At 70.7% G+C, this 23634-nt stretch carries 19 protein-coding genes; 10 read left to right on the top strand and 9 right to left on the bottom strand.

The features are described from left to right. Nucleotides 1-31: 31 nt before the first annotated feature. From mmsB to ACF1A1_RS03535, 6 genes are all read right to left on the bottom strand, one after another. Nucleotides 32-1276: a multiple monosaccharide ABC transporter permease gene (gene mmsB, locus ACF1A1_RS03560; RefSeq protein ID WP_391645001.1), complete on the bottom strand. Its 1245-nt coding sequence runs from the start codon at nucleotides 1274-1276 to the stop codon at nucleotides 32-34. Beyond that, nucleotides 1273-2823 carry a multiple monosaccharide ABC transporter ATP-binding protein gene (gene mmsA, locus ACF1A1_RS03555; RefSeq protein WP_391645328.1) on the bottom strand — a complete coding sequence of 517 codons (1551 nt, stop codon included), beginning with the start codon at nucleotides 2821-2823 and terminating at the stop codon, nucleotides 1273-1275. Before mmsA ends, mmsB begins: the two co-directional genes overlap by 4 nt. 32 nt (nucleotides 2824-2855) lie before the next feature. Further along, the gene (gene chvE / locus ACF1A1_RS03550; protein ID WP_391644999.1) at nucleotides 2856-3962 is read right to left on the bottom strand and encodes a multiple monosaccharide ABC transporter substrate-binding protein; all 1107 of its coding nucleotides are present in this window, start codon (nucleotides 3960-3962) and stop codon (nucleotides 2856-2858) included. A 145-nt stretch (nucleotides 3963-4107) separates the two neighbouring features. Further along, entirely contained in the window at nucleotides 4108-5079 is a 972-nt protein-coding gene (locus ACF1A1_RS03545; RefSeq protein WP_391644997.1) for a hypothetical protein, read from the bottom strand. Nucleotides 5080-5189: 110 nt separating this feature from the next. Next, nucleotides 5190-6194, bottom strand: a complete 1005-nt coding sequence (locus ACF1A1_RS03540; RefSeq protein ID WP_391644995.1) for a zinc-binding dehydrogenase — start codon at nucleotides 6192-6194, stop codon at nucleotides 5190-5192. After that, entirely contained in the window at nucleotides 6191-7351 is a 1161-nt protein-coding gene (locus ACF1A1_RS03535) for a mandelate racemase/muconate lactonizing enzyme family protein (protein ID WP_391644993.1), read from the bottom strand. Before ACF1A1_RS03535 ends, ACF1A1_RS03540 begins: the two co-directional genes overlap by 4 nt. A gap of 394 nt (nucleotides 7352-7745) precedes the next feature. On the opposite strand from ACF1A1_RS03535, the gene ACF1A1_RS03530 reads away from it, so the two are divergent. The 6 genes from ACF1A1_RS03530 (at nucleotide 7746) to yjfF (ending at nucleotide 14957) form a co-directional block, all read left to right on the top strand. Beyond that, nucleotides 7746-8441 (top strand): hypothetical protein, encoded by a 696-nt coding sequence (locus ACF1A1_RS03530; protein WP_391644991.1) that lies wholly within the window; start codon nucleotides 7746-7748, stop codon nucleotides 8439-8441. Between the two features lie 549 nt (nucleotides 8442-8990). Then, the gene (locus tag ACF1A1_RS03525) at nucleotides 8991-10037 is read left to right on the top strand and encodes a LacI family DNA-binding transcriptional regulator (RefSeq protein ID WP_391644989.1); all 1047 of its coding nucleotides are present in this window, start codon (nucleotides 8991-8993) and stop codon (nucleotides 10035-10037) included. Nucleotides 10038-10172: 135 nt separating this feature from the next. Beyond that, complete coding sequence (locus ACF1A1_RS03520) at nucleotides 10173-11180, top strand: ABC transporter substrate-binding protein (protein WP_391644987.1); 1008 nt, start codon at nucleotides 10173-10175, stop codon at nucleotides 11178-11180. Nucleotides 11181-11275: 95 nt separating this feature from the next. Continuing rightward, nucleotides 11276-12814: a sugar ABC transporter ATP-binding protein gene (locus ACF1A1_RS03515; protein WP_391644985.1), complete on the top strand. Its 1539-nt coding sequence runs from the start codon at nucleotides 11276-11278 to the stop codon at nucleotides 12812-12814. An 11-nt stretch (nucleotides 12815-12825) separates the two neighbouring features. After that, complete coding sequence (locus ACF1A1_RS03510; protein WP_391645326.1) at nucleotides 12826-13935, top strand: ABC transporter permease; 1110 nt, start codon at nucleotides 12826-12828, stop codon at nucleotides 13933-13935. After that, complete coding sequence (gene yjfF / locus ACF1A1_RS03505; RefSeq protein ID WP_391644983.1) at nucleotides 13935-14957, top strand: galactofuranose ABC transporter, permease protein YjfF; 1023 nt, start codon at nucleotides 13935-13937, stop codon at nucleotides 14955-14957. Before ACF1A1_RS03510 ends, yjfF begins: the two co-directional genes overlap by 1 nt. Before the next feature lie 277 nt (nucleotides 14958-15234). Here yjfF and ACF1A1_RS03500 read toward each other — a convergent pair whose 3' ends face one another. After that, a complete protein-coding gene (locus ACF1A1_RS03500) occupies nucleotides 15235-15504 on the bottom strand; it encodes a hypothetical protein (protein WP_391644981.1) in 270 nt (89 codons plus the stop codon). Between the two features lie 441 nt (nucleotides 15505-15945). Here ACF1A1_RS03500 and ACF1A1_RS03495 point away from each other — a divergent pair, with 441 nt between their 5' ends. Together ACF1A1_RS03495 and ACF1A1_RS03490 are read left to right on the top strand one after the other, a co-directional pair. Next, nucleotides 15946-18504, top strand: a complete 2559-nt coding sequence (locus tag ACF1A1_RS03495) for a M14 family zinc carboxypeptidase (RefSeq protein WP_391644979.1) — start codon at nucleotides 15946-15948, stop codon at nucleotides 18502-18504. Next, the gene (locus tag ACF1A1_RS03490) at nucleotides 18501-19652 is read left to right on the top strand and encodes a serine hydrolase domain-containing protein (protein WP_391644977.1); all 1152 of its coding nucleotides are present in this window, start codon (nucleotides 18501-18503) and stop codon (nucleotides 19650-19652) included. The genes ACF1A1_RS03495 and ACF1A1_RS03490 overlap by 4 nt, the downstream gene beginning before the upstream one ends. Nucleotides 19653-19833: 181 nt before the next feature. On the opposite strand, the gene ACF1A1_RS03485 is transcribed toward ACF1A1_RS03490, so the two are convergent. Further along, nucleotides 19834-20853 (bottom strand): NADP-dependent oxidoreductase, encoded by a 1020-nt coding sequence (locus ACF1A1_RS03485; protein ID WP_391644975.1) that lies wholly within the window; start codon nucleotides 20851-20853, stop codon nucleotides 19834-19836. A gap of 89 nt (nucleotides 20854-20942) precedes the next feature. On the opposite strand from ACF1A1_RS03485, the gene ACF1A1_RS03480 reads away from it, so the two are divergent. Continuing rightward, nucleotides 20943-21413: a MarR family winged helix-turn-helix transcriptional regulator gene (locus tag ACF1A1_RS03480; RefSeq protein ID WP_391644973.1), complete on the top strand. Its 471-nt coding sequence runs from the start codon at nucleotides 20943-20945 to the stop codon at nucleotides 21411-21413. A 45-nt stretch (nucleotides 21414-21458) separates the two neighbouring features. Beyond that, on the top strand, nucleotides 21459-22256 hold the full coding sequence (locus ACF1A1_RS03475; RefSeq protein WP_391644971.1) for an EI24 domain-containing protein: 798 nt from the start codon (nucleotides 21459-21461) through the stop codon (nucleotides 22254-22256). Between the two features lie 81 nt (nucleotides 22257-22337). Here the strand turns inward: ACF1A1_RS03475 and ACF1A1_RS03470 are convergent, their stop codons facing one another. Beyond that, nucleotides 22338-23564, bottom strand: a complete 1227-nt coding sequence (locus tag ACF1A1_RS03470; protein WP_391644969.1) for a pyroglutamyl peptidase — start codon at nucleotides 23562-23564, stop codon at nucleotides 22338-22340. Nucleotides 23565-23634: the final 70 nt, after the last annotated feature.

Raw genomic sequence — 23634 nt, 5'->3', positions numbered from 1 at the left:
CGCCACCAGGTGGCGGGGCCCGATCCGGGGTTCACGAACCGGACTTGCGCTTGTTCCAGACGTCGAATCCGACCGCGGCCAGCAGGGCCATGCCCTTGATGACCTGTTGCCAGTCACTGCCGACGCCGAGGAGGTTCATGCCGTTGTTCAGCACGCCGAGGACGAGACCGCCGATGATCGCGCCGAGGACGGTGCCCACACCGCCGCTCATCGACGCGCCACCGATGAACGCCGAGGCGATCGCCTCGAGTTCGAAGTTCAGTCCCGCCTTCGGACCGGCCGCGTTCAGCCGGGCGGCGACCACCAGGCCCGCCAGGGCCGCGAGCATGCCCATGTTCAGGAAGACGTAGAAGGTGACCTTCTTGTCCTTCACGCCGGACAGCTTCGCCGCCGGCAGGTTGCCGCCGATCGCGTAGATGTGCCGGCCGAACACCGCGTTGCGCATGACGTAGCCGTAGCCGACCACCAGCACGCCCAGGACCAGCAGGATGATCGGGGCGCCCTTGTAGCTGGCGAGCAGCATCGTGACCACGAGGATCGCGGCGACGATGGAGACGATCTTGAGCAGGAAGATGTTGCGGGGCACCACGTCCAGCGCGAACTCCTGCTGGCGCTTGCGGTCCCGGACCTCCTGGAGGACCACGAAGACGATCAGGGCGAGGCCCAGCAGCAGCGTGATGTTGTGGTAGTTCGTGGTCGGGCCGACCTCGGGCAGGAAGCCGTTGCCCATCTTCTGCAGCCCGTCCGGGAAGGGGCCGAGGGTCTGCCCCTCCAGGAGGATCTCCGTCACGCCGCGGAAGGTGAGCATGCCGGCGAGGGTGACGATGAACGACGGTATGCCGAGATACGCGATCAGGAAGCCCTGGATCGATCCGGCGATCCCGCCCACCACCAGGCAGAGCACGACCGCGACCGGCCACGACACGTTGTGCTGGACCGTCAACACGGCCGCGAAGGCGCCGACGAAGGCCGTCAGCGAGCCGACCGACAGGTCGATGTGTCCCGCGATGATCACCAGCATCATGCCGATCGCGAGGATCAGGATGTAGCTGTTCTGGAGCACCAGGTTGGAGACGTTGCGCGGCAGCAGCAGGTCCCCGTCGGTCCACACCGCGAAGAGGGCGACGATCAGGCCGAGAGCGATCAGCATGCCGTACTGGCGCATGTTGCGGCGCAGGCCGTCCAGCATCAGCTGGAGCAGGTTCCCGCCCCCCGCCCCGCCGCTCTTGCCCGGCGGCGCGGCGACCGGGCTCTTGTCGGTCACTTCGGTGCTCATCGCGTTACCTCTTTGTCCTTCGTCATCTGACGCATCAGCACTTCCTGCGTGGCCTCGGCACGCGGGACCTCGCCCGTGAGGCGCCCGGCGGCCATGGTGTAGATGCGGTCGCACATGCCGAGCAGTTCGGGCAGCTCGGAGGAGATGAAGACGACCGCCTTGCCCTGGGCCGCCAACTGGTCGATGACCGTGTAGATCTCGTACTTGGCGCCCACGTCGATGCCGCGCGTGGGCTCGTCCAGGATCAGCACGTCCGGACCCGCGAAGATCCACTTGCTGAGGACGACCTTCTGCTGGTTGCCGCCGGAGAGCTTGCCCACCGGCTCGAAGACGGTCGGCGCCTTGATGTTCATGGACTTGCGGAAGCCCTCGGCGACCTGCCGCTCCTCGTGCTCGTCGACGACACCGCGCTTGGCGACCTTGTTCAGGGCGGTCAGCGAGATGTTCCGGTTGATGGTGTCGATGAGGTTGAGGCCGTAGTGCTTGCGGTCCTCGGTGACGTACGCGATGCCGTGCTGGACGGCCTCCGCGACCGTCTTCGTACGGATCTCCTTGCCGTCCTTGAGGACCGTGCCGTTCGCGTACCGGCCGTAGGTGCGCCCGAAGACGCTCATCGCGAGCTCGGTGCGGCCGGCGCCCATGAGTCCGGCGATGCCGACGATCTCCCCGCGCCGCACGTGGACCGACACGTCGTCGACCACCTTGCGCTGCTGGTCGATCGGGTGGTGCACGGTCCAGTTGCGGATCTCCAGCGCGGGGGCGGCGCCCGCCTCCGGCTCGTGCGGGGTGCGCTCGGGGAAGCGGTGGTCGAGATCGCGGCCGACCATGCCGCTGATGATCCGGTCCTCGGTCGTCTCCGGCGACTTCACGTCCAGCGTCTCGATGGACTGGCCGTCGCGGATGATCGTCACCGAGTCGGCGACCTTGCGGATCTCGTTGAGCTTGTGGGAGATGATGATCGAGGTGATGCCCTGCTTCTTCAACTCCAGGATGAGATCGAGGAGTTTGTCGCTGTCCTCGTCGTTGAGGGCGGCCGTCGGCTCATCCAGGATGAGCAGCTTCACCTTCTTCGACAGCGCCTTCGCGATCTCCACGAGCTGCTGCTTGCCCACGCCGATGTCGGCGACGCGGGTCTCGGGGTGATCGCTGAGACCGACCCGGCGCAGCAGCTCGGAGGCGTGCCGCAGGGTCTCGTTCCAGTTGATCAGCCCGCGCGTGGCGTGCTCGTTGCCGAGGAAGATGTTCTCCGCGAGGGAGAGGTACGGCACCAGCGCCAGCTCCTGGTGGATGATCACGATGCCGTGCTGCTCGCTCGCCCGGATGTCCTTGAAGTGGCAGACCTCCCCCTCGAAGAGGATCTCCCCCTCGTAGCTGCCGTGGGGATGGACGCCGGAGAGCACCTTCATCAAGGTGGACTTTCCGGCGCCGTTCTCGCCGCAGATGGCGTGGACCTCGCCCTGTCGGACGGTCAGTGTGACGTCCGACAGCGCCTTCACACCGGGAAAGGTCTTGACGATCGAGCGCATTTCCAGGACGGGTCCCGCCATGGTCGTGCCTTCCAATCCGTAAGGGTCGACGCTTACTTGAGCTGGTCCGCGGTGTAGTAGCCGCCCTTGACGAGGACCTCTTCGTAGTTGGTCTTGTCGACGCTCACCGGCTGGAGCAGGTAGGCGGGCACGACCTTGGTGCCGTTGTCGTACGACTTGGTGTCGTTGACCTCGGGCTTCTTGTCGTTCAGGACCGCGTCGACCATGTTGGAGGCGACCTTGGCCAGCTCCCGCAGGTCCTTGTAGACGGTCTGGGTCTGCTGTCCGGCGATGATCGACTTCACCGAGGCCAGCTCGGCGTCCTGGCCGGTGATGACCGGCAGCGGCTTGCTCGCGGAGCCGTAGCCGTCGGACTTCAGCGCCGACAGGATGCCGATGGAGATGCCGTCGTAGGGCGAGAGGACCGCGTCGACCCGGGCGCTCTTGTACGACTTGGTGAGGATGTCGTCCATGCGCCGCTGGGCGGTGGCGCCGTCCCAGCGCAGGGTGGTGACCTGGTTCAGGCTGGTCTGGCCGGACTGGACGACCAGCTTCTTGCTGTCGATGTACGGCTTCAGGACGCTCATCGCGCCGTTGAAGAAGTACTTCGTGTTGTTGTCGTCGTTGGAGCCGGCGAACAGCTCGATGTTGAACGGACCCTTGCCGCTCTTCAGGCCGAGCTTGTCGACGATGTAGTTCGCCTGGAGCTGGCCGACCTTCTCGTTGTCGAAGGAGGCGTAGTAGTCGACGTTCGCCGAGCCGAGGATCAGGCGGTCGTAGGAGATGACCGGGATGTTGGCGTCCTTGGCCTGCTGGAGGACGTTGTTGAGCGACTTGTTGTCGATCGCCGCGATGATCAGCGCCTTGACACCCTGGGTGATCAGGTTCTCGATCTGGGAGACCTGCTGGTCCGGGTCGTCCTCGCCGTAGACCAGCTTGGTCTTGTAGCCCTTGGCCTCCAGGTCCGCGACGACGTTCTTGCCGTCGGAGATCCAGCGCTCGGACGACTTCGTCGGCATCGCGATGCCGATGGTGCCGCCCTTGCTGTCGCCCGCCTCCGCCTTGCTCCCGCCCTCGCCGCTCTGGCCGCAGGCGGACAGGGTCAGGGCGAGGGAGGCGGCTCCGGCTACGGCGGCGAGTGCGGCTCTGCGAGTACGCATGGTGATCATCCTTGATGTGGTGAGGGGCGGGCCCCGGTCCGAGAGGCGAAGCCGCTCCTGGGCGGTGCGTGAAGGACCGAGAAAAGGCGCGTGTGGGATTGTGTTCGGCTGCGTCAGCTTTTGTGAAGGGGGATTGTCCGGAACGTTATGCGGAAGTTTCGAACCGCTTCAGCGCACCGGGCAGCCGCGAGCCCAGAGGGGCCATGTCGCCACCGGCTCCGTGCCGTGCCAGCAGGTCCAGGGCCAGCCGGCCGCGCCGCACCCGCTCCTTGGCGGTGGACAGTGTCACGTCCCGCAGATGGTGCCCGTAGGGGTAGATCGCCGGGGCCTTGGACAGGCCGAACTTCAGGTACAGCGGCGCGCCGCGCCGGATCAGCTCCGCGACCTCGTACATCCGGACGTACCCGCCGAGATCGTCGGGGGCTTCGATGTACATGTCCATGGGGGCGCCGGACACCCGGCGGATCTCGGTGAGGTGGTCGAGCGTCAGGTCGCTGGGCACGTTGACCGAGTCGGCGCCCAGCCGCTCGTACACCGCGTAGGCGGCCGGGTTGACGGGCCCGATCAGCGCCGAGACCTTGAGGGTGGTGTCGGCCGGGATGATGCCGGCCTCGCGGGCCCGGTGCAGCGTCCACAGCACGCCCTCGTCGGCCACGAGAAGGCACTTCACGCCCAGCTCCGTGGCGCGCACGGCGTCCTCCACGCAGCCGGCCACCGCGTCGTGACCGCGGGCTCTCAGGCCTCCCCCGCGCGAGTCGGTACGGGTCGAGCCGCCGATGTCCCAGGTGCCGCGGGGCCCGGTGAACAGGCACAGCTCGATGTCGCGTTCGGCGGTGGCCTCGACCATCTCGGTGATCTCGGCGTCGGTCAGCATCCACACGCCGCTGCCCTGGCTGATGCGGTGGATCGGCACATCGAGCCGCGAGGCTTCCTTCAGGACGACGGCCAGCGCTTCGGGACCCTCGCACGAGGGGATCTCGGTGCGCCAGCGGCCGCCACCCGGGAAGGTGTGGCCGGAGGCGTCGGCGGGGTCGAGGGCGGGCGCGCCCAGGCCGAGTGAGGTGAGTGCCTGCTCACCGGGTCGACGGGCGGCCGTGGCGGAAGCGTCGGTCGTCACAAGCTGTCCTTCGTGTTCGATATTTCGGACGGGATTCGGGGATCAGGGCATGGGGGGCTTGGGTGTACGCCGGTACGCGGGCTGTCAGGATCCCCCGTACCGGCGTACGTCTAGGGGCGGAGCAGCACCTTGCCCACCTTCGGATCGCCGGATCCCACCAGCTCGATCGCCTCGGAGAACTCGGCGAGCGGCAGCTCGTGGGTGACCAGCGGGAGCGGATCGAGCAACCCGGCCCCGAACACCCGCACCGTGTGCGACCAGGCATCCGGCGGAGCCCCGAAGACGGTGTGCACCTCCAGCTGCCGTACGACCAGGTCCGTGGGGTCGAGCCCGTCGGCGCCCGGCGCCGGGATGCCCGTCAGCACCAGCCGCCCGCCGCGCCTCAGCAGGGAGGCGGCGGTCTGCGCGGCGGACGCCGACCCGGCGGTCTCGATCACGACGTCGAAGTCGTCGGGCAGCTCCTGGTCGCGCGTGCGGAAGTCGGTGGCCCCGAACTGCCGGGAGAGGGCCTCCCGGTCGCTCCGCGTGCCCACGACCAGCAGCTCGCTCGGCGAGCCCGCCTTCAGGAACTGGACGGCGAACATGCCCAGTGTCCCGGTCCCGACGACCGCGACCCGTTCGCCCGGCAGGGCGTGGGCCTTGATCGCGGCGGCCGCGATGCAGGCGGCCGGTTCCAGCAGGGCCGCCGCCGTCAGGTCGGCGTCCTCGGCCAGGACGTGCAGCAGCCGGGCCGGAAGGGTGAGCGTGGCGGCCATCGCACCCGGCTGGGTGAACCCGGTCTCCTCGTACCCGTCCGTGCACAGGGTCGTCTCGCCGGCGTGGCAGCGGTCGCACACCTGGCAGTTGCGGAAGCCCTCACCGACGACCTTGCGGCCCACGAGGGACCCCGGCACCCCGGCGCCGACCGCCTCGACCGTCCCCGACCACTCGTGGCCGGGGGTGAGGGGGTAGCGGACGTACCCCTCGGGCCGGTTGCCCTGGTACACCTCGCGGTCGCTGCCGCAGATGCCCACGGCGTGCACGCGGACGAGTGCCTCGCCGGGCCCGGGCTCACGAGGCGTGTGCTCGGTGAGCCGGTGCTCGCCGGGCGCCTCGACGACGACGGCGGTACTCACTTCTGGGTGCCCTTCGGCTTGCGCTGCTCCCAGCCCTCGGCCCACAGGTCGAAGCGGGCCTGCTGCTGCGGGAACTCGGCGGCCGCCTCGATGTCGAGCTCGACGCCGAGACCGGGCGCGTCGGACAGGTGGAAGTACCCGTCGACGACTTCCGGCGCTCCCTTGACGACCTTCTTGATCTCCGCGTCCGCGAAGTCGTTGAAGTGCTCGAGGATCTTGAAGTTGGGGGAGGTGAAGCCGACCTGGAGGGAGGCGGCGGTGAGGACCGGGCCGCCGACGTTGTGCGGGGCGACGAGCATGTAGTGGGTCTCGGCGGTCGCGGCGAGCTTCCGGGTCTCCCAGATACCGCCGATGTGGCCGACGTCCGGCTGGATGATGTCGACGGCCTGGCTGTCGAAGAGCTCGCGGAACTCGATGCGGTCGTGGATCCGCTCACCGGTGGCGACGGGGATGTCGACCTTGGCGGCGACCTTCTCCAGCGCCTTGAGGTTCTCCGGCGGGCAGGGCTCCTCGAGCCACGCGGGCTTGAAGGGCGCCATCTCCTTGGCGAGCCGGACCGCGGTCGCGGGCGAGAACCGGCCGTGCATCTCCAGCATCAGCTCGGCGTCCGGCCCGATGGCGTCGCGCACGGCCTCGATGAGGGAGACGGCGTACAGGGTCTGCTGGTGGTCCAGCTCGAAGTGCCCGGTCCCGAAGGGGTCGATCTTGAGCGCCTTGTACCCGCGCTCCATGACTCCCTGAGCGGCCTTGTGGTACGCCTCCGGAGTCCGCTCCGTCGTGTACCAGCCGTTGGCGTAGGCCTTGACCTTGTCCGTCACCTTGCCGCCGAGCAGCTGCCAGACCGGCACCCCGAGGGCCTTGCCCTTGATGTCCCAGCAGGCCATCTCGACGACCGCGATGCCGGACATGACGATCTCGCCGGCCCGCCCGTAGTCGCCGTACTTCATCCGGCGCGTGAGGTCCTCGACAGCGAACGGGTCGGAGCCGAGAATGTGGTTGGCCTCGGCCTCCTTCAGGTAGCCGATCAGTGCGTCGGTGTGACCCAGCATGCGGGTCTCGCCCACGCCCGTGATTCCCTCGTCGGTGTGCACCAGGACGTAGGTCAGGTTGCGCCACGGCGTCCCGACCACATGTGTGCTGATTCCGGTGATGCGCACGGAAGTTACCTTTCGGCTGTTCGAGATTTCGTCACATGTTCGAAATGCTGGGCAGACAGTAAGGACGGCGCCAGGGGAGTGTCAATGGGTCGAACACTTAACGCTTTCGGTACCTTCGCCACCCCTTTCGCGTGCCGACGTGCGGCGGTGTGTGACAGGTCACTCAAGATGCTGCGCCGGTATGGCCGGTTTCCCACACAACTTTCACAGGCGGACCTGGGAACGTGACCGTCCGGGAACCTAGTCTTCCCGCGTCATGGACTACTGCCACCCGTGCCGACGGCACCTCAACGGCGCTCTCGCCTGCCCGGGGTGCGGCGCCCCTGCCGAACCGCCACGCGCGTTTCCGCAGGACGCGTCCGAGGCGGAGCCGTACGGCGACCCCCACGCTCCAGTGGATCACGACGATCACGGTGATCGTGACGATCAGGACGACCACGGCGGCCGCGGTGATCACGAGGGTGACGGCGCCGAGCCGCGGGGCCGCGCGGCGCGCCGCCGCGAGCAGGGCCGGGGCGGACGGCGGGGCCAGACGGGTACGGCCGCCGCGCCGGACGCGAGTCGCCGCGACCGCAAGGCCGCGGTCCACCGCCGGCGCCGCAGACGCACGGTGCTGATCACCGTCGGCTTCGTCCTGGCGGCGGGCGGCCTGAGCCTGGCCGAACTCGGCGTGGACGCGCCGTTCTCCTCCTCCCCGAACCCGGCGCCTGCCGGGGGCGAGTCCTCCGAGATCGACGGCTCGACGGCGGAGCCGACCGCGTCCGGGCGGCCCCTGGACGACGGCACGGACGGGGGCGGCGACACGTCCTCGTCCTCCCCCGGCGCCTCCGCCTCCCCCGACGCCTCGGACTCCGCCTCGCCGTCCCCGTCGGCGTCGGCGTCCCCGGGCGACGACGACGCCTCCCAGACCCCGGACGGGGACACCCAGTCGGCCACCCGACCCGGCTCCGCCGACTCGACGGCCCCGTCGGACGACGACTCCGACTCCGGCTCCGGCTCGGCCCCGACCACCGAGCCGACGCCGTCGGACGCGCCTGCGGAACCGTTGCCGTCGGAGACCTGTACGCGCTTCCTGTGGTGGTGCTCGTAGCGCTCCGGTGGGACGCCTCGCGCTTCTCCCGAGCCGGGAGGGTGCCCGTCGTGTGAGCCGTTGCGCGGGCGGTGGCCCGTCCTGGACGGGCCCGTCCAGGACGGCGCCGGACCCCTCCCGGTACCGCCGGCATCCCCGCCGGGGCGTGCGGTTCGGCACGCCCCCGCCACTGGGCCCGCCGTCGGGCCGCCGGCCCGGCGCGGGCACCTCGAACCGCCGGTGAACGCGGCCCGTACCGGGCGGAATGTGCCGCCGTGGCCGGCCGTGTTCTCAACCCCGGCCGCCGGCCGCGTTATTCAACCGTGACGACGTTCCGGCGCAGACCCCTTGACCGCCATGAATTGTTAGCGCTCACAATGACCTCCGCATTCACCAGTCAGCGTCCAACGCCAGCAGGGGAGGTATGAGCGTCATGTCCGAAGAGCCCCAACCCGCCCTCCCGGCCGATGGCGTCGGGCTTCCCGGACCCCCGGCGTGACGCCGGCGGCGCGGGATCATCCGCCCACATCACAGGCCTTATCGGCAGACGACCGCCAAGGAGGTGCGGCCGTGACCCACGCACAGCTCCGGCCGCCCACCATGGCCGACGTGGCACGCCTGGCCGGCGTGTCCCACCAGACCGTGTCCCGCGTCCTGGGGGATCACCCCAATGTGCGCGAGGAGACAAGGGCCAGGGTGCTGCGCGCGATCGAGGAGATGGGCTACCGTCGCAACTCCTCCGCACGGGCCCTGGCGACCCGGCGCACCCGGACCCTGGGTGTGGTCGCCTCCGACACCACCCTCTACGGACCGGCCAGTACGTTGTTCGCGCTCGAGGAGGCGGCGCGTGCCGAGGGATATCTCGTCTCGACGGTCAGCCTGCGCGAACTGACCACGGAGAAGCTCTCCGAGGCCCTGGACCACCTCAGCGAGGGCGGGGTGGAGGGAGTGGTCGCCATCGCCCCGCAGCGGTCGGCGGTGGACGCCCTGGCCGAACTGCGGTATCCCTTCCCGGTAGTGGTCGTGGGCAGCGGGTCGGGCACGGGCATCCCCGGCGTCGGCGTGGACCAGCACCTGGGAGCACGACTGGCCACCAGTCACCTGCTGGCGGCCGGCCACCGAAAGGTCTGGCACCTCGCCGGACCCGAGGACTGGCAGGAGGCGGCCGACCGGGCCGCCGGCTGGCGGGAGACCCTCGAAGCGGCGGGTGTCGAGCCGCCCATGCTGCTGCGGGGCGACTGGAGTCCGCTGTCGGGCTACCGGGCGGGCCAGGAACTGGCCGGCTGGGTGGGCCGGGGGCTGACCGCCGTCTTCGTCGCCAACGACCAGATGGCACTGGGGGTGTTGAGGGCCCTGCGTGAGGCGGGGGTCCGAACTCCCCAGGACGTCGCGGTGGTCGGCTTCGACGACATCCCGGAGTCGGAGTTCTTCGCTCCTCCGCTGACCACCGTCCGGCAGGACTTCTCGACGGTGGGCAAGCGAGGGATCGCACTGCTGCTGGAACTGATCGAGGGGCGGCCACCCGAGACCGCGCCCCGGATCGCGATCGAACCCCAACTCGTCGTCCGTGCGAGTACCTTCCCGTACGCCGCTCAACCCGAGGGCGTACGCCTCTGACGAACCGACTGGCCGTACTCGCCCAGCAGTGCGGCCGATATGCCGAACGATGATCGACAGGCTGGACGCAGTACGGCCGGTCCCCTCGAGTACCAGCGGGTCCGTCCCCGGGCCGGCTCTTCAAAGGAGAAGAACATGCTCAACAGAAGAAACTTCCTCACCGCGGCGGTCGGCGTGGCGGCCGCGGGTGGCCTGGCGGCCTGCGCCAAGAAGGACGAGGGCGCTTCCAGCTCCTCCTCCGGGGGCGGCAGCAAGACGATCACGCTCGGCTTCTCCCAGGTCGGCTCGGAGAGCGGCTGGCGCAGCGCCAACAGCGACTCGGTGAAGTCGGCGGCCAAGGAGGCGGGCTACACCCTCAAGTTCTCCGACGCGCAGCAGAAGCAGGAGAACCAGATCTCCGCGATCCGCAGCTACATCGCGCAGAAGGTGGACGTCATCGCCTTCTCGCCGGTGGTCGTCACCGGCTGGGACGCGGTGCTCAGGGAGGCCAAGGCCGCCAAGATCCCGGTGGTCCTCACCGACCGCTCCGTCGAGACCTCCGACGAGTCCCTGTACGCGACCCTGGTCGGCTCCGACTTCACGGACGAGGGCCGGCGCGCGGCCAGGATCCTGGAGAAGGTCCTGGCGAAGGCCGGCCACAAGGGCGCCGTGAAGATCGCCCAGCTGGAGGGCACCACCGGTGCCGCCCCGGCGATCGAGCGCGCCAAGGGCTTCAAGGAGGTCATGGACGCCGAGCACAAGGACGACTGGAAGATCGTCGTCAGCCAGACCGGTGACTTCACCCGCGCCGGCGGCAAGCAGGTCATGGCGGCCTTCCTGCAGTCCAACCCGGACATCAACGTCCTCTTCGCGCACAACGACGACATGGCCATCGGCGCCATCCAGTCCATCGAGGCGGCCGGCAAGAAGCCCGGCAAGGACATCCTCATCGTCTCGATCGACGGCGTGAAGGACGGCTTCGTCGCCATGTCCGAGGGCAAGATCAACGCCATCGTCGAGTGCAACCCGCTGCTCGGCCCCCAGCTGATGGAGGTCGTGAAGAAGGTCAAGGACGGCGAGACGGTCGAGCGCTGGATCAAGACCGAGGAGAGCGACTTCATGCAGGACCAGGCCGCCGCCGCGCTCCCGAACCGCAAGTACTGACCGACCGCACCCACCGGCAGGGAGCCTCCGGCCGACCGATCCGTCGGTCCCGGGGCTCCCTGCGGGCCTGAACCAATCCCATGAGGAGCGCTGCCATGGCAGAGCCGCGGCCCGTCCTGGAAATGACGGGCATAGTCAAGGAGTTTCCGGGGGTACGGGCTCTGTCGGACGTCGACTTCCGGCTCTTCCCCGGCGAGATCCACGCCCTGATGGGCGAGAACGGTGCCGGGAAATCCACCCTCATCAAGGTGCTGACCGGGGTCTACTCCCTGGACGGCGGCACCATCACCCTCGACGGCAGGTCCGTACGGTTCGGCAGTCCGCTGCACGCGCAGCAGGCCGGCATCAGCACGGTCTACCAGGAGGTCAACCTCTGCCCCAACCTGTCGGTGGCGGAGAACATCTTCATCGGGCGCGAACCGACCCGCATGGGCCGCATCCAGTGGAAGCGGATGCGCAAGGAGGCGGCGGAGCTGGTGGACCGGCTCGGCCTCGACATCGACGTCACCGCGCCCCTGTCCTCGTACCCGCTGGCCGTGCAGCAACTGGTCGCGATCGTGCGGTCGGTGGGCACCGGCGACAGCGACGGCCAGGGCTCGGGCACCAAGGTGCTGGTCCTGGACGAGCCGACGTCCAGCCTCGACCGCGACGAGGTCCAGGAGCTGTTCCGCCTGATGCGGCGGCTCAGGGACGAGGGCGTGGCGATCCTGTTCGTCTCGCACTTCCTCGACCAGATCTACGAGATCTGCGACCGGATGACCGTCCTGCGCAACGGCACTCTCGTCGGTGAGCACATGGTCGGCGACCTCGACCAGGTCGGGCTGATCCAGCTGATGATCGGCAAGGCCCTGGACCAGCTGGAGGAGCTCCACGACCAGCAGCTGCACGCGGACGTCGGCGAGACGCTGCTGCACGCGGACGGCCTCGGCAGGACCGGCGGCATCGCCCCCTTCGACCTGGAGATCAAGAAGGGCGAGGTGCTCGGACTCGCCGGTCTGCTCGGATCGGGCCGTACCGAGCTGGCCCGGCTGCTGTTCGGCGCCGACCAGCCCGACAGCGGCAAGCTGGCCATCGGCGGCAAGCAGGTCTCGCTGAGCGCCCCCAACGACGCCATCGGCGCCGGCGTCGCGTTCTGCTCGGAGAACCGCAAGACCGAGGGCCTGGTCCCCGATCTGACGGTGCGGGAGAACATCATCCTCGCGCTCCAGGCGGCCCGCGGCTGGACCCGGCCCATCCCGGTCTCCCAGCGCGACGAGCTCGTCGCCAAGTACATCAAGGCGCTGGACATCCGCCCCGCCAACCCGGAGGCCCGCGTCGGCCAGCTCAGCGGCGGCAACCAGCAGAAGGTCCTCCTGGCCCGCTGGCTGATCACCCAGCCGAAGCTGCTGATCCTGGACGAACCGACGCGCGGCATCGACATCGGCGCCAAGGCGGAGATCCAGAAACTCGTGGTCTCGCTCTCCGAGGACGGCATGTCCGTGCTGTACATCGCGGCCGAGCTGGAGGAGGTACTCCGGCTCAGCCACACCATCGGAGTGCTGCGCGACCGCCGGCTGGTGGCGCAGCTCGCCAACGGGCCCGAGATCACCACCAGCCGGATCATGGAGACCATCGCGAGCGGAGAGCACCAGTGAGCACCCCCTCAGTGACCACACCGTCCCGATGGCGAGCACTGACGCACCACCACCTGTTCTGGCCGGTCGCGGTCCTGGTCGTCCTGCTGCTCGTCAACGTTCCCTTCACGCCTGACTTCTTCTCGGTCAAGATGACGGACGGCCACCTCTACGGCAGCCTCGTCTCGATCGTGCTGTTCGGCTCGCCGCTCATCCTGGTGGCCGTCGGCATGACGCTCGTCATCGCCACCGGCGGCATCGACCTCTCCGTCGGCGCGGTGGTCGCCATCACCGGAGCGCTGGCCTGCTCGTACATCAGCGACCAGGCCGACCAGAGCGCCCTGTCCGGGGTGCTGCTCGCCATGGGCCTGGGCCTGCTGGCCGCGGTCGTCTGCGGACTGTGGAACGGCTTCCTGGTCGCCCGGATGGGCATCCAGCCGATCATCGCCACGCTGATCATCATGGTCGCCGGTCGCGGTGTCGCCCAGCTGATCACCGACGGCCAGATCATCACCATCAACAGCGAGCCGTACAAGCTGATCGGCGGCGGCTACTGGCTGACGCTGCCCTTCTCCATCTTCGTGGTGGCCGTGGTCGTGGCCGTCACCGTGGCGCTGACCCGCCGCACGGCGCTCGGGCTGCTCGTCGAGGCGGTCGGCGGCAACGCCGAGGCCAGCCGCCTGGTCGGCATCAGGTCCCGGCGCATCAAGATCATGGTCTACATGTTCTGCGCGCTGTGCGCGGGCATCGCGGGCCTGATGATCAGCTCCAACACCTCGGCCGCCGACGGCAACAACGCCGGCCTGTGGATCGAACTCGACGCGATCCTCGCCGTGGTGATCGGCGGCACGTCACTGCTGGGCGGCCGGTTCTCCATCGGCGGCACGGTGGTCGGCGCGCTCGTCATCCAGACCCTGACCACCACGATCTACACCATCGGCGTGCCGACCCAGACCAACCTGGTCTTCAAGGCCGCCGTCGTCATCGTCGTCTGCCTGCTCCAGTCCCCGAAGTTCCGCGCCAAGGTCTTCGGCGCCAGGTTCGGCGCCGGGTCCGGCGCGAAGGGAAGCGCCAAGCCGGCCGCGGCCCCGGCGGACACCGCCGCGGCGACCGAGCCCGCTCCCAAGATGGAGGTGTCGTGATGACCGCGACCACCCAGAGCCCCACGGCCCCGGACAGCCGTACGACGTCCAAGGCCGCGCGTCTGCTCGGCGACCGGCGCCTGCCCGTCGTGGCGACGGCCCTGCTCTTCCTCGTGATGTACGGCGTGGGCCTGGGCCGCTACCAGTACTACGGGTTCGCCGAACCGCAGGTCTTCCTGAACCTGTTCATCGACAACGGCTATCTGCTGGTCGCCGCCGTCGGTGTCACCTTCGTCATCCTGTCCGGCGGCATCGACCTGTCCGTCGGCTCGGTGATCGGCTTCACGACGATGTTCACGGCGTGGCTGGTGGAGCGCCAGGGGCTGCCGCTCCCGGTGGTGATCCCCATAGCGCTGGCCGTGGGCGCCTTCGGCGGCTTCCTGATGGGCTACGTGATCCAGAACTTCGAGATCCAGCCCTTCATCGTGACCCTCGCCGGTCTCTTCCTCTTCCGCGGCCTGTGCCTGGTCATCAGCAAGGAGTCGATCTCCATCAGCGACGCCTCGGTGAGCAGCATGGCCCAGGCGCAGGTGTCGCTGGGGATGGGCTTCCTGTCGATCGGCGCGATCGTGGCCCTGGTCGTCCTCGCCGTGGCGTTCTACGTCCTGCACTACACCCGCTTCGGACGCCGGGTGTACGCCGTCGGCGGCAACGAGCAGTCGGCCATGCTGATGGGTCTCCCGCAGGGCGGCACGAAGATCGCCGTCTACACGGTGAGCGGGTTCTGCTCGGCGCTGGCCGGACTGCTCTTCACCCTGTACATCCAGTCCGGTGACCCGCTGCACGCCACCGGTATGGAACTCGACGCGATCGCCGCGGTCGTCATCGGCGGCACACTGCTGACGGGTGGCTCCGGGTATGTGCTGGGGACCCTGTTCGGTGTGCTGGTGCTGGGCCTGATCAAGAGCATCATCCAGTTCGAGGGCACGCTCAGCTCCTGGTGGACGAAGATCGCCACCGGTGTGCTGCTGTGCGCGTTCATCCTGATCCAGCGCTTCATGACGAGCCGCAAGAAGACCTGAGCCGACAGGGACGTTCCGGTCGGAGCGGTCCGGCGCACGTACACCCCGTGCGCCGGACCGCTCTTCGTTCTCGTCACGGCGGCGTACGTGACGCCTCGCGCCGGCCACCCCTGGTCCTGCGGCAGCCGGCCACCGCGGCCCGGGACACCGGGTGGGCGATCGGCCCTCCTGTCCCGCACGTCGACCAGGCTCCCGCGATCCGCTCCCGAGTGTCCTTCTCCCGGTGCGCGTCGGTCTCCGTTCCGGCCGAACCCGCCGAGACGGACGCGCTGTGCGGCTACCTGACCGGCGTGACCGGCGTGACCGTCGTGACCGTCGTGACCGGCGTGACCGGCGTGACCGTCGTGACCGTCGTGACCGGCCCCGGCCCGGCGCCGTCCCCGGACCCGTCCCCCTGCGGGGGCCGGGCGCCGAGGAGCGTGAGCGGGCGGCCCGGCGACCGGACGCGGCCGGCGCGTCGCCCCCGGAGCAGCGACTGCTGCGCGTCCTGGGCGACGACGACCGGCAGGCCTCCGACGAGGCTCCGGCGGACCGGCCCGTCGAGCACCGCGAGGGCGTGGGAGCCGGCCCGGAACCCAGGAGCCTGCCGCCGGTGGGTCTCCTCACCCCGCCACCCCGGCCCACGGTTGGCGGGTGGGCGTCCGCTCCGGATGTCCGCCGGAGGCCGTGCTGCGCATGCCGCGGCGGTACGCGTGAGGTGCCGTACGGGAAGCGGGGCCGGGCGGCGCGGTCACCGTGGCCGGCGGGCGCCCGCCTCGGCGCGGGCCCGATAGGCCTGACTGAAAGTCAAGTGACGTCGGGCAGTCATGAGTTGGGTCGGGTCCCGGCCTGTCGAGTGCCGCGCCGGCCGCCCCGCTCCCGTCGGCCCCGTAGGCCATCCGGGCTATCGGTGACACCAACCCCCTCTTGTTGCAGTTGAGTCGAACAGGTACACCTCGCCGTACCGATCTCCGGCAGCACCGATCGCAGGAAGTCAGAGGAGGTACGCGTGCATTCCACGAGAACCACCCCGGCCCGACTCGTCCTGATCGCCGCCCTCGCCCTCACCACCACGGGCGCTCTCCCGCTCGGCCCCCACACCGCCACCGGCGCCGAACCCGGCCCCGCCACCCGCGACCGCGACACCACGGCCACCCCCGCCCACCACCCGGCGAGCTCCGCCCGCCGGGCCCTGACCGCCCCCACGCCCGAGTTCACCGCGCCCCGCGGTTACCCCCGGCAGCAGGTCCTCGCCCCCGACCCCGAGAACCCCGCCGACACGTCCCTCAAGCTCGGCCTCACCCCGTACCACGCCCTCGCCCCCAAGCTGAACGCCCTCCAGGCCCTCGGCGACCGGGTGAGCGTCGAGGTCGCGGGCCGCTCGGCGGGCGGACACCGGCTCTACCTCGTCACCGTCACCGCCCCGGAGACCGCCCCGCAGGCCCGCCAACAGGAGCGGATGCGCGAACTCATCGAGAACGCGCCCGCCGTCGCCGCCAAGGACCCCTTACTGAAGGCGGCCTACAAGACGCCCGTCTTCTTCAACAGCAACATCCACGGCAACGAGTGGGAGGGCACCGACGCCTCCCTGAAGCTCATCGAGCAGCTCGCCACCGCCGGCGACCGGAAGACCAGGGACCTCCTCGCCCACAGCCGCCTGTACTTCAACATCACGGCCAACCCGGACGGCCGTATCGCCGGCACCCGCGCCAACGCCAACGGCTTCGACCTGAACCGGGACTTCGTCACCGCCTCGCAGCCCGAGGCGCGCACGATCCGGCGGATCGGGATCGACAAGCAGCCGGCCGTCATGCTCGACCTGCACGGCTACGTCAACGGCACCCTCATCGAGCCGGCCACTCCGCCGCACGGCGAGAACTACGAGTACGACCTCTTCCTGAAGAACACCTACGCCAACGCCCTCGGCATGGAGGCCGCCGTCAACGGCCTCGGACACACCGCTGAGAAGGACGGCGTGCGGCCCGCGCAGATCCCGTTCCGGGACCAGGAGGAGGGCTGGGACGACTGGCCCCCGATCTTCACCCCGCAGTACGCGGCCTTCCACGGCACGGTCGCCGCGCACACCGTGGAGATCCCGCTCCAGGTGAACAACGCCGCCTACACCGGCCTGCCGGAGAGCGAGCTGCGGCGCCGTTCCGCCATCAACGTGGAGGTGGCGGGGGCCGCCCTCCGCGCCACTCTGGACTTCGTCCGGACCAGGCGGTCCGCCCTCCTCGCCGACCAGATCGAGGTGTTCCGGCGCGGGGCCGCCGGCGCCGCGCAGGTGCCGGTGTCGGCGCGGACCGTCCCGGGGGTCCCGGGCATCGGGCCGGAGGACGTCTACACGACCACCTTCCCGCGCGCCTACGTCCTCCCGGCGGGGACCACCGCCACCGCCCGCCTCGTCGACCACCTCCTCGCCAACGACGTCCGCGTCACCCGCGCCACCCGCCCCTTCCGGCTCGCCGGACGGACGTACCCGAAGGGCTCCTACGTCGTGGACATGCGCCAGCCCAAGCGGGGGCTGGCGAACGCGCTGCTCGCCGACGGGCGGGACATCAGCGACAAGGTGTCGGTGATGTACGACATCTCGGGGTGGAGCCTGGGACGGCTGTGGGGGGCGGAGGTGGTGGCCGTCCAGGGCGGCTCCCCGGCCGCGCTCCCACTGCGGCCGGTCACCGAGGCCGCACCGGTCGGCACGGTCCCCGCACGGGGCGACCTGCGGCTGCGGCTGGACGACCCGAACGCGGTCGCGGCCCTCAACTCCCTCCTGCGGCAGGGAGTTCGGGTGCAGCGGGCCGCGGACGGGAGCGTGCGCGTCCCCGCGTCGGCACGCCGGCAGGCCGCCGGGCTCGCCCGTACGTACGACGTCCTTTTCACGGCGGCCCCGGCCTCCGCCACCGGTACCACCCCCCTGCACCGCGTCCGGGTCGCCGCGGCCGTCACGCCGGGTGAGCTGTTCGCGCTGCGCGAGATGGACTTCGACGTCACACCGGTCTCCACGGCCGTCCTCAACGCCGGCTTCGACTGGTCGTCGGTGGACGTGCTGTTCGTGTCGACCGGGCTGAACCGGGCCGCCCTGAACGGCACGGCCCGGACCGCCCTCGACACCTTCCTCGCCGGGCACGGCCTGGTCGGGCGGGGCGCCACCGGGGCCGCGCTCGGCACCGGTGCCGGGCTGCTGGACGTGACGGTCGTCGAGGGCAACGAGGACGCCAACGGCGTCGTCCGGACGGTGAACTCGGGCCCGGTGACGGCCGGCGCCCCGGACCACGGCTTCGTCTACGCGCCGGTGTGGTTCACCGGGCTGGGGCCCGGGGTGCGCGTGGAGCGGTCGTACGCCGCCGGGAACCCGCTCGTCTCCGGCCACTGGCGGGCCCTGGCCGACGGCTCGGGCGGTCCCGCGGCCGCCGCCGGACGGCCCGCGGTCGTGAGCGGCCCGCACGCCGTCCTGTTCGGCACGGAACCCCTCTTCCGGGCCCATCCCAAGGGGGAGTTCCCGCAGGTCGCACAGGCTTTGATCACCATGGGACACGCAAGCAGCGGTCTTGTTGAGGAGAGCGGATGACGCAAGAGATCCACGGCACCGTCGCGGACGGTTTCGAGGCGGTGCGGGAGGAGTTCGCCGCGTTCGTCGCGGAGGAACGGCCCGACTACGAGGGCCAGTTGTGCGCGTACGTGCACGGCCGCCAGGTCGTCGACCTGTGGGCCGGGGACGGCGCGGGCGCCGACTCCCTCTACGGCGTGTTCTCCTCCACCAAGGGCGCCGCGTACCTGGTGGCCGCGCTCCTCGTCCAGGAGGGCACCCTGGAGCTGGACCGCAAGGTCACCTACTACTGGCCGGAGTTCGCGTCCGAGGGCAAGGGCGCGCTGACCCTGCGCGAGCTGCTCGCGCACCGGGCCGGGGTGGTGGGCGCCGACACCGGGTTCTCGGCGCGGGAGCTGGCCGACGACCGGCAGATCGCCGAACGCCTCGCCGACCAGCGACCGTTCTGGCGACCGGGCACCGCCTTCGGCTACCACGCGCTGGTCATCGGCGCGCTCATCGGCGAGGTCGTGCGGCGCGCGACGGGCCGTACGCTCCAGGAGGTGTACGAGGAGCGGGTGCGCGCCCCGTACGGCCTGGACTTCTTCCTCGGCCTGCCGGCCGCGCACGAGCCCCGCTTCCGCAGCGCGCGGCCGATGGCGCCGACCGCCGAACAGCGGGCGCTCCTCGACTCCCTGCCCCGGGGGCCGCACACGCTCACCGCCATCGCCTTCAACCGGCACGGCGCCGAGCCGACCGACCTCGAACTCCTGCCGAACGATCCCCAGGTCCGCGCCAAGGGCCCGGCGTCGGTGGGCGGGGTGGCGTCGGCCCGCGGGCTCGCCGGGATGTACGCGGCGGCGATCAGCGAGGTCGACGGGAAGGCGCCGCTGCTGAAGGAGGACACGGCGGCGGAGCTGGGACAGTTCCACTCCGTCGGCTACGACCTGGTGGCCCGCGCCCACAGGTCGTACGGGGTGGGGTTCCAGGCGACCGCGGACGCCTGGTACCCGTTCCTGGGCGCCGGGGCGTTCGGGCACAGCGGGGCGGGCGGCTGCCAGGCGTTCGCGGACCCGCGCAGCGGACTCGCCTACGGCTACACCCGGCGCCGGTTCGCCTTCCCGGGCGGTGCGGCACCGGAGAACGACCGGCTGGTGGCGGCGGTGCACACGGCGGCGCTGGCGAGCTGATGGCCGTACGGACGACGGCGGTCACGGGTGAAGGCCGCACCCCACGTCCAGGGGTGCGGCCTTCGTCGTGGGCAACGAGCGCCGTCGGACGGGCGTCACGGTGATGCCGCCGCGGGCCGCCCTCGAGCGGGGGCGGACCTGGTGGGTCCGCCCGACCACCGCGGGGAAGCCCTCCGCCGTCCTACAGCTTGACGATCATCTTGCCGGTGTTGTCGCCGCGCAGGACCCCGAGGAACGCCTCCAGGTTGTTCTCGATGCCCTCGACGACCGTCTCGCGGTACTTCAGCTCGCCGGAGCGGACCCAGGCGCCGACCTCCTGGACGAACTGCGGCTGGAGGTCGTAGTGGTCGCCGACCAGGAAGCCCTCGATGCGGCCGCGGGTCTGGATGAGGCGGGCGAGGTTCTTCGGCCCGGGCGCGGGCTCGGTGTTGTTGTAGACCGAGATCATGCCGCAGACCGCGATCCGGCCGCCCTGGTTGAGGCGGCCGATGGCGGCCTCCAGGTGGTCGCCGCCGACGTTGTCGAAGTAGACGTCGACGCCGTCCGGCGCGGCGTCGCGCAGCTGCTCGCTCACCGGCCCGTTCCGGTAGTTGAAGGCGGCGTCGAAGCCGTACTCCTCGACGAGCAGCTTGACCTTCTCGTCGGAGCCGGCGGAGCCGACGACCCGGGAGGCGCCCTTGAGCCGGGCGATCTGGCCGACCTGGCTGCCGACGGCGCCCGCGGCACCCGACACGAACACCGAGTCGCCCTCCTTGAAGGACGCGGTGCGCAGCAGCCCGGCGTAGGCGGTGAGACCGGTCATGCCCAGGACGCCGAGGTAGGTGGATAGGGGCGCGGCCTCGGGGTCGACCTTGACGGCCTGCTTGGCGTCGAAGGTGGCGTACTCGCGCCAGCCGCCGAAGTGCAGGACGTGGTCACCGGGGGCGATGCCCTCGGCTTCGGAGGCGACGACCTCGCCGACCGCGCCGCCCTGCATGGCCTTGCCCAGCTCGAAGGGGGCCACGTAGGACTTGGCGGCGCTCATCCGGCCGCGCATGTAGGGGTCCACGGAGAGGTACTCGTTGCGGACGAGCACCTGGCCCGGGCGGGGCTGCCGGATCTCCGCCTCGGCCAGCTCGAAGTCCTCGGGCTTCGGCCAGCCGACGGGGCGGCTGAGCAGACGCCATTCGCGGCTGGTGGCGGGGAGGACCGAGTCAGTCATGGAGGGCTGCCTTTCTAATGTTTCACTACCTGAAACAACCATGCTCCTGAATATTTCAGGATGTCAAGCAAGCCGGGTACCCTGAGACCATGGCCACCTCACAGCGGACCGCCCTCCCCGACACCCTGACCATGGAAGTCGTCGAACTGATCGGCGAGGTCGTGGCCCGCTTCCACGAGGACTACGAGGAGGCCGCCGCCGGCTACGCCCTCACCGGCGCGCAGGCCCGACTGCTCAGCCTGCTCTCCCTGGAACCGCTGCCCATGCGGAAGCTGGCGAACCGGCTGAGATGCGAACCGTCCAACGTGACCGGCATCGTGGACCGCCTGGAGGCCCGGGGCCTGGTGGAGCGCCGCCCCGACCCGGCCGACCGCCGGGTGAAGCTCGCGGCGGCGACCGAGGAGGGGCGACGGGTGGCCAAGGGGCTGCGGGTGTCGCTGCGGTTCGCCCGGGAGCCGCTGGCGGGGCTCGCGGAGGAGGAGCGCGTGGTGCTGCGGGGGCTGCTGCGGCGGATGCTGGGGGTGCAGGCGGGTGCGGACGCGGGTGCGGCGGACGCCTGACCGTCCGTGACCGGGGGAGGCGCGCCCGCCCGATAGAGTTCCCCCATGCGCGATCTCGGGGCGGGTTTCAGGTTCCTCCTGGAGGGCCAGCGGTGGGTGGCCCGGCACGGTAAGCAGTACGGCTTCGGGCTTCTGCCCGGGCTGATCACACTCGTCCTCTACGTGGGCGCGCTGGTGGCGCTCGCGGTGTGGGGCGCGGACTTCGTGGCCTGGGCGACGCCGTTCGCCGACGACTGGTCGAGCCCGTGGCTGGGCCTGTTCCGCGGGTTCCTCACGGTCGTGCTGTTCGCCCTCGGCCTGCTCCTGTCCGTGCTCACCTTCACCGCGGTCACGCTGCTCATCGGGCAGCCCTTCTACGAGAACCTCTCCGAGACGGTCGACCGGGACGTCTCGCCCGACGGCACGGCACCGGAGTCGGGGCTGCCGCTCTGGCGCGAGCTGTGGATCTCGGCGCGGGACAGCCTGCGCATCGTGGGCCGGGCACTGCTGTGGGCCGTGCTGCTGTTCGCCCTCGGGTTCGTGCCGTTCGTCGGTCAGACGGTCGTCCCGGTGGTCGGCTTCTTCGTCACCGGCTTCTTCCTCACCGAGGAGCTCACCGCCGTCGCCCTCCAGCGCAGGAACGTCGCCCTGCGCGACCGCCTCGCCCTCCTGCGCTCCCGCAAGGCCCTGGTCTGGGGCTTCGGCACGCCCTTGGGCCTGGCCTTCCTGGTCCCCTTCGTCGCGGTGTTCCTGATGCCGGGCGCGGTCGCGGGCGCGACGCTCATGGCGCGGGAGCTGCTGGGGGAGGAGACCGGGGACGGCGACAGCGCCGGCGGCCGGGAGAAGGAGAACGCCGCACCGTGACCGGGACGCCCGCCGTGACCGTCATCTGATCCGGTCCCGGCCGGCCGCCCCGGGCCCTCGACCGCGCCGAGGTGTTTTCGCCTACTCGCCGGCGGCCACGGTCAGGATCGCCCGCACCTGCGCGACGATGTCCAGCCGGTTGCGCACGAACTCCGGATCGCTCACCTCGCCGGTGTTCCCGGCGCCGAACTGCAGCACGGGCGTGTGCACATGCCCGCCCGGCAGGCTGTCGTGGAGGCCGAGCCGGTCACGCAGGAGGGTCGCCCGGTAGGCGATCTCGTTGGACAGGTAGTTCCCGCCGCCCCCGGCCCGCGCGGTGGACCCGGGCGTGGGCCCGTCCGGCCGCACCACGGGGTCCGTCCCGCCCGCGGGGATCTCGGTCACGCTCGTGTTGTCGTACACGGGGAACCGGCCGGTGTCCGCCGCGACGATCTCCGCGTACGGCAGGGTCGTGGTCGTCCACTGCGGCTGCGAGGCCGGGTCGGTGACCGGGATCGTCTCCGTGCGGCCGATGTTCTCGTTGTCGGGGAAGCCGCCCCGCCAGGCCCCGTTGGCGCGCTCCACGTCGAAGCGGCCGACGCGCCCCTGGCTGACGGTCGCGAACAGGTCGACGTGCGGGAGATACGGCCGCAGGGTGCGCTCCACCGTCCCGTCCGCGAAGTCCTCCCAGCGCACCGGGAACACGGCGGTCTCCACCCGGGCGGGCCCGTCGGCCGTCTCGATCACCGTGCCGTCGAGGGCGAGGGCACTCGCCCCGGAGGGATTGGAGATGCGGATGTCCCGGTCCAGGGTGAACGGGTCGAAGCCGGTGACCAGGACGCGCTTCAGCCCCTTGGCCGCGTGCGGGTGGCCGATGTCGGACTGGCCGCGCGAGGCGCGCTCCAGGGAGTCGAGCAGCGCGGTCCGCTGACGGTCGCTGATCGCGAACTCCGGCGTCCAGGTGCGTACTTCGCGCGTCATGCCGAGCCGCGCCCAGTACAGCGGCCGGTCGTCGTCCCGGCTCAGGTCACCGCCGGCCGGGCCCCGCCCCTGCGCCCGGTCCACGGCCCGCCGCCACAGGGCGGCGCCTTCGCGGACGACGACCCGGTGGGCCTGCGCGTAGGAGTGAGCGGCCGTCAGCAGCCGGGTGAAGCGCGGGGTCACCGTGTCGAACCCGGAGCGGGCGAGGATCTCCCGAGGGACCGCCCGGTCGAGCCGCTGCTCCTCGACGGTGGGCGCGGGGGCGGCGTCGGCCGCGGCCGCCGGAGCCGAGAGGCAGGCCGTCAGGGCCATGCCGAGGACGCCGACGCGAACGCGTATCGCGGACATGGGGGATGGGGTCCTTCCGTCGCTGTGGGGCGCGTTGGTGCGGAAGGCGGAAGTATCGCGTGCCGGGTGT

The organism is Streptomyces sp. NPDC014995 (genome assembly GCF_043080745.1).
GTDB lineage: Bacteria > Actinomycetota > Actinomycetes > Streptomycetales > Streptomycetaceae > Streptomyces.
Note: the sequence above shows the minus strand (reverse complement) of the source record. Positions and strands in the feature narration are given on the sequence as shown.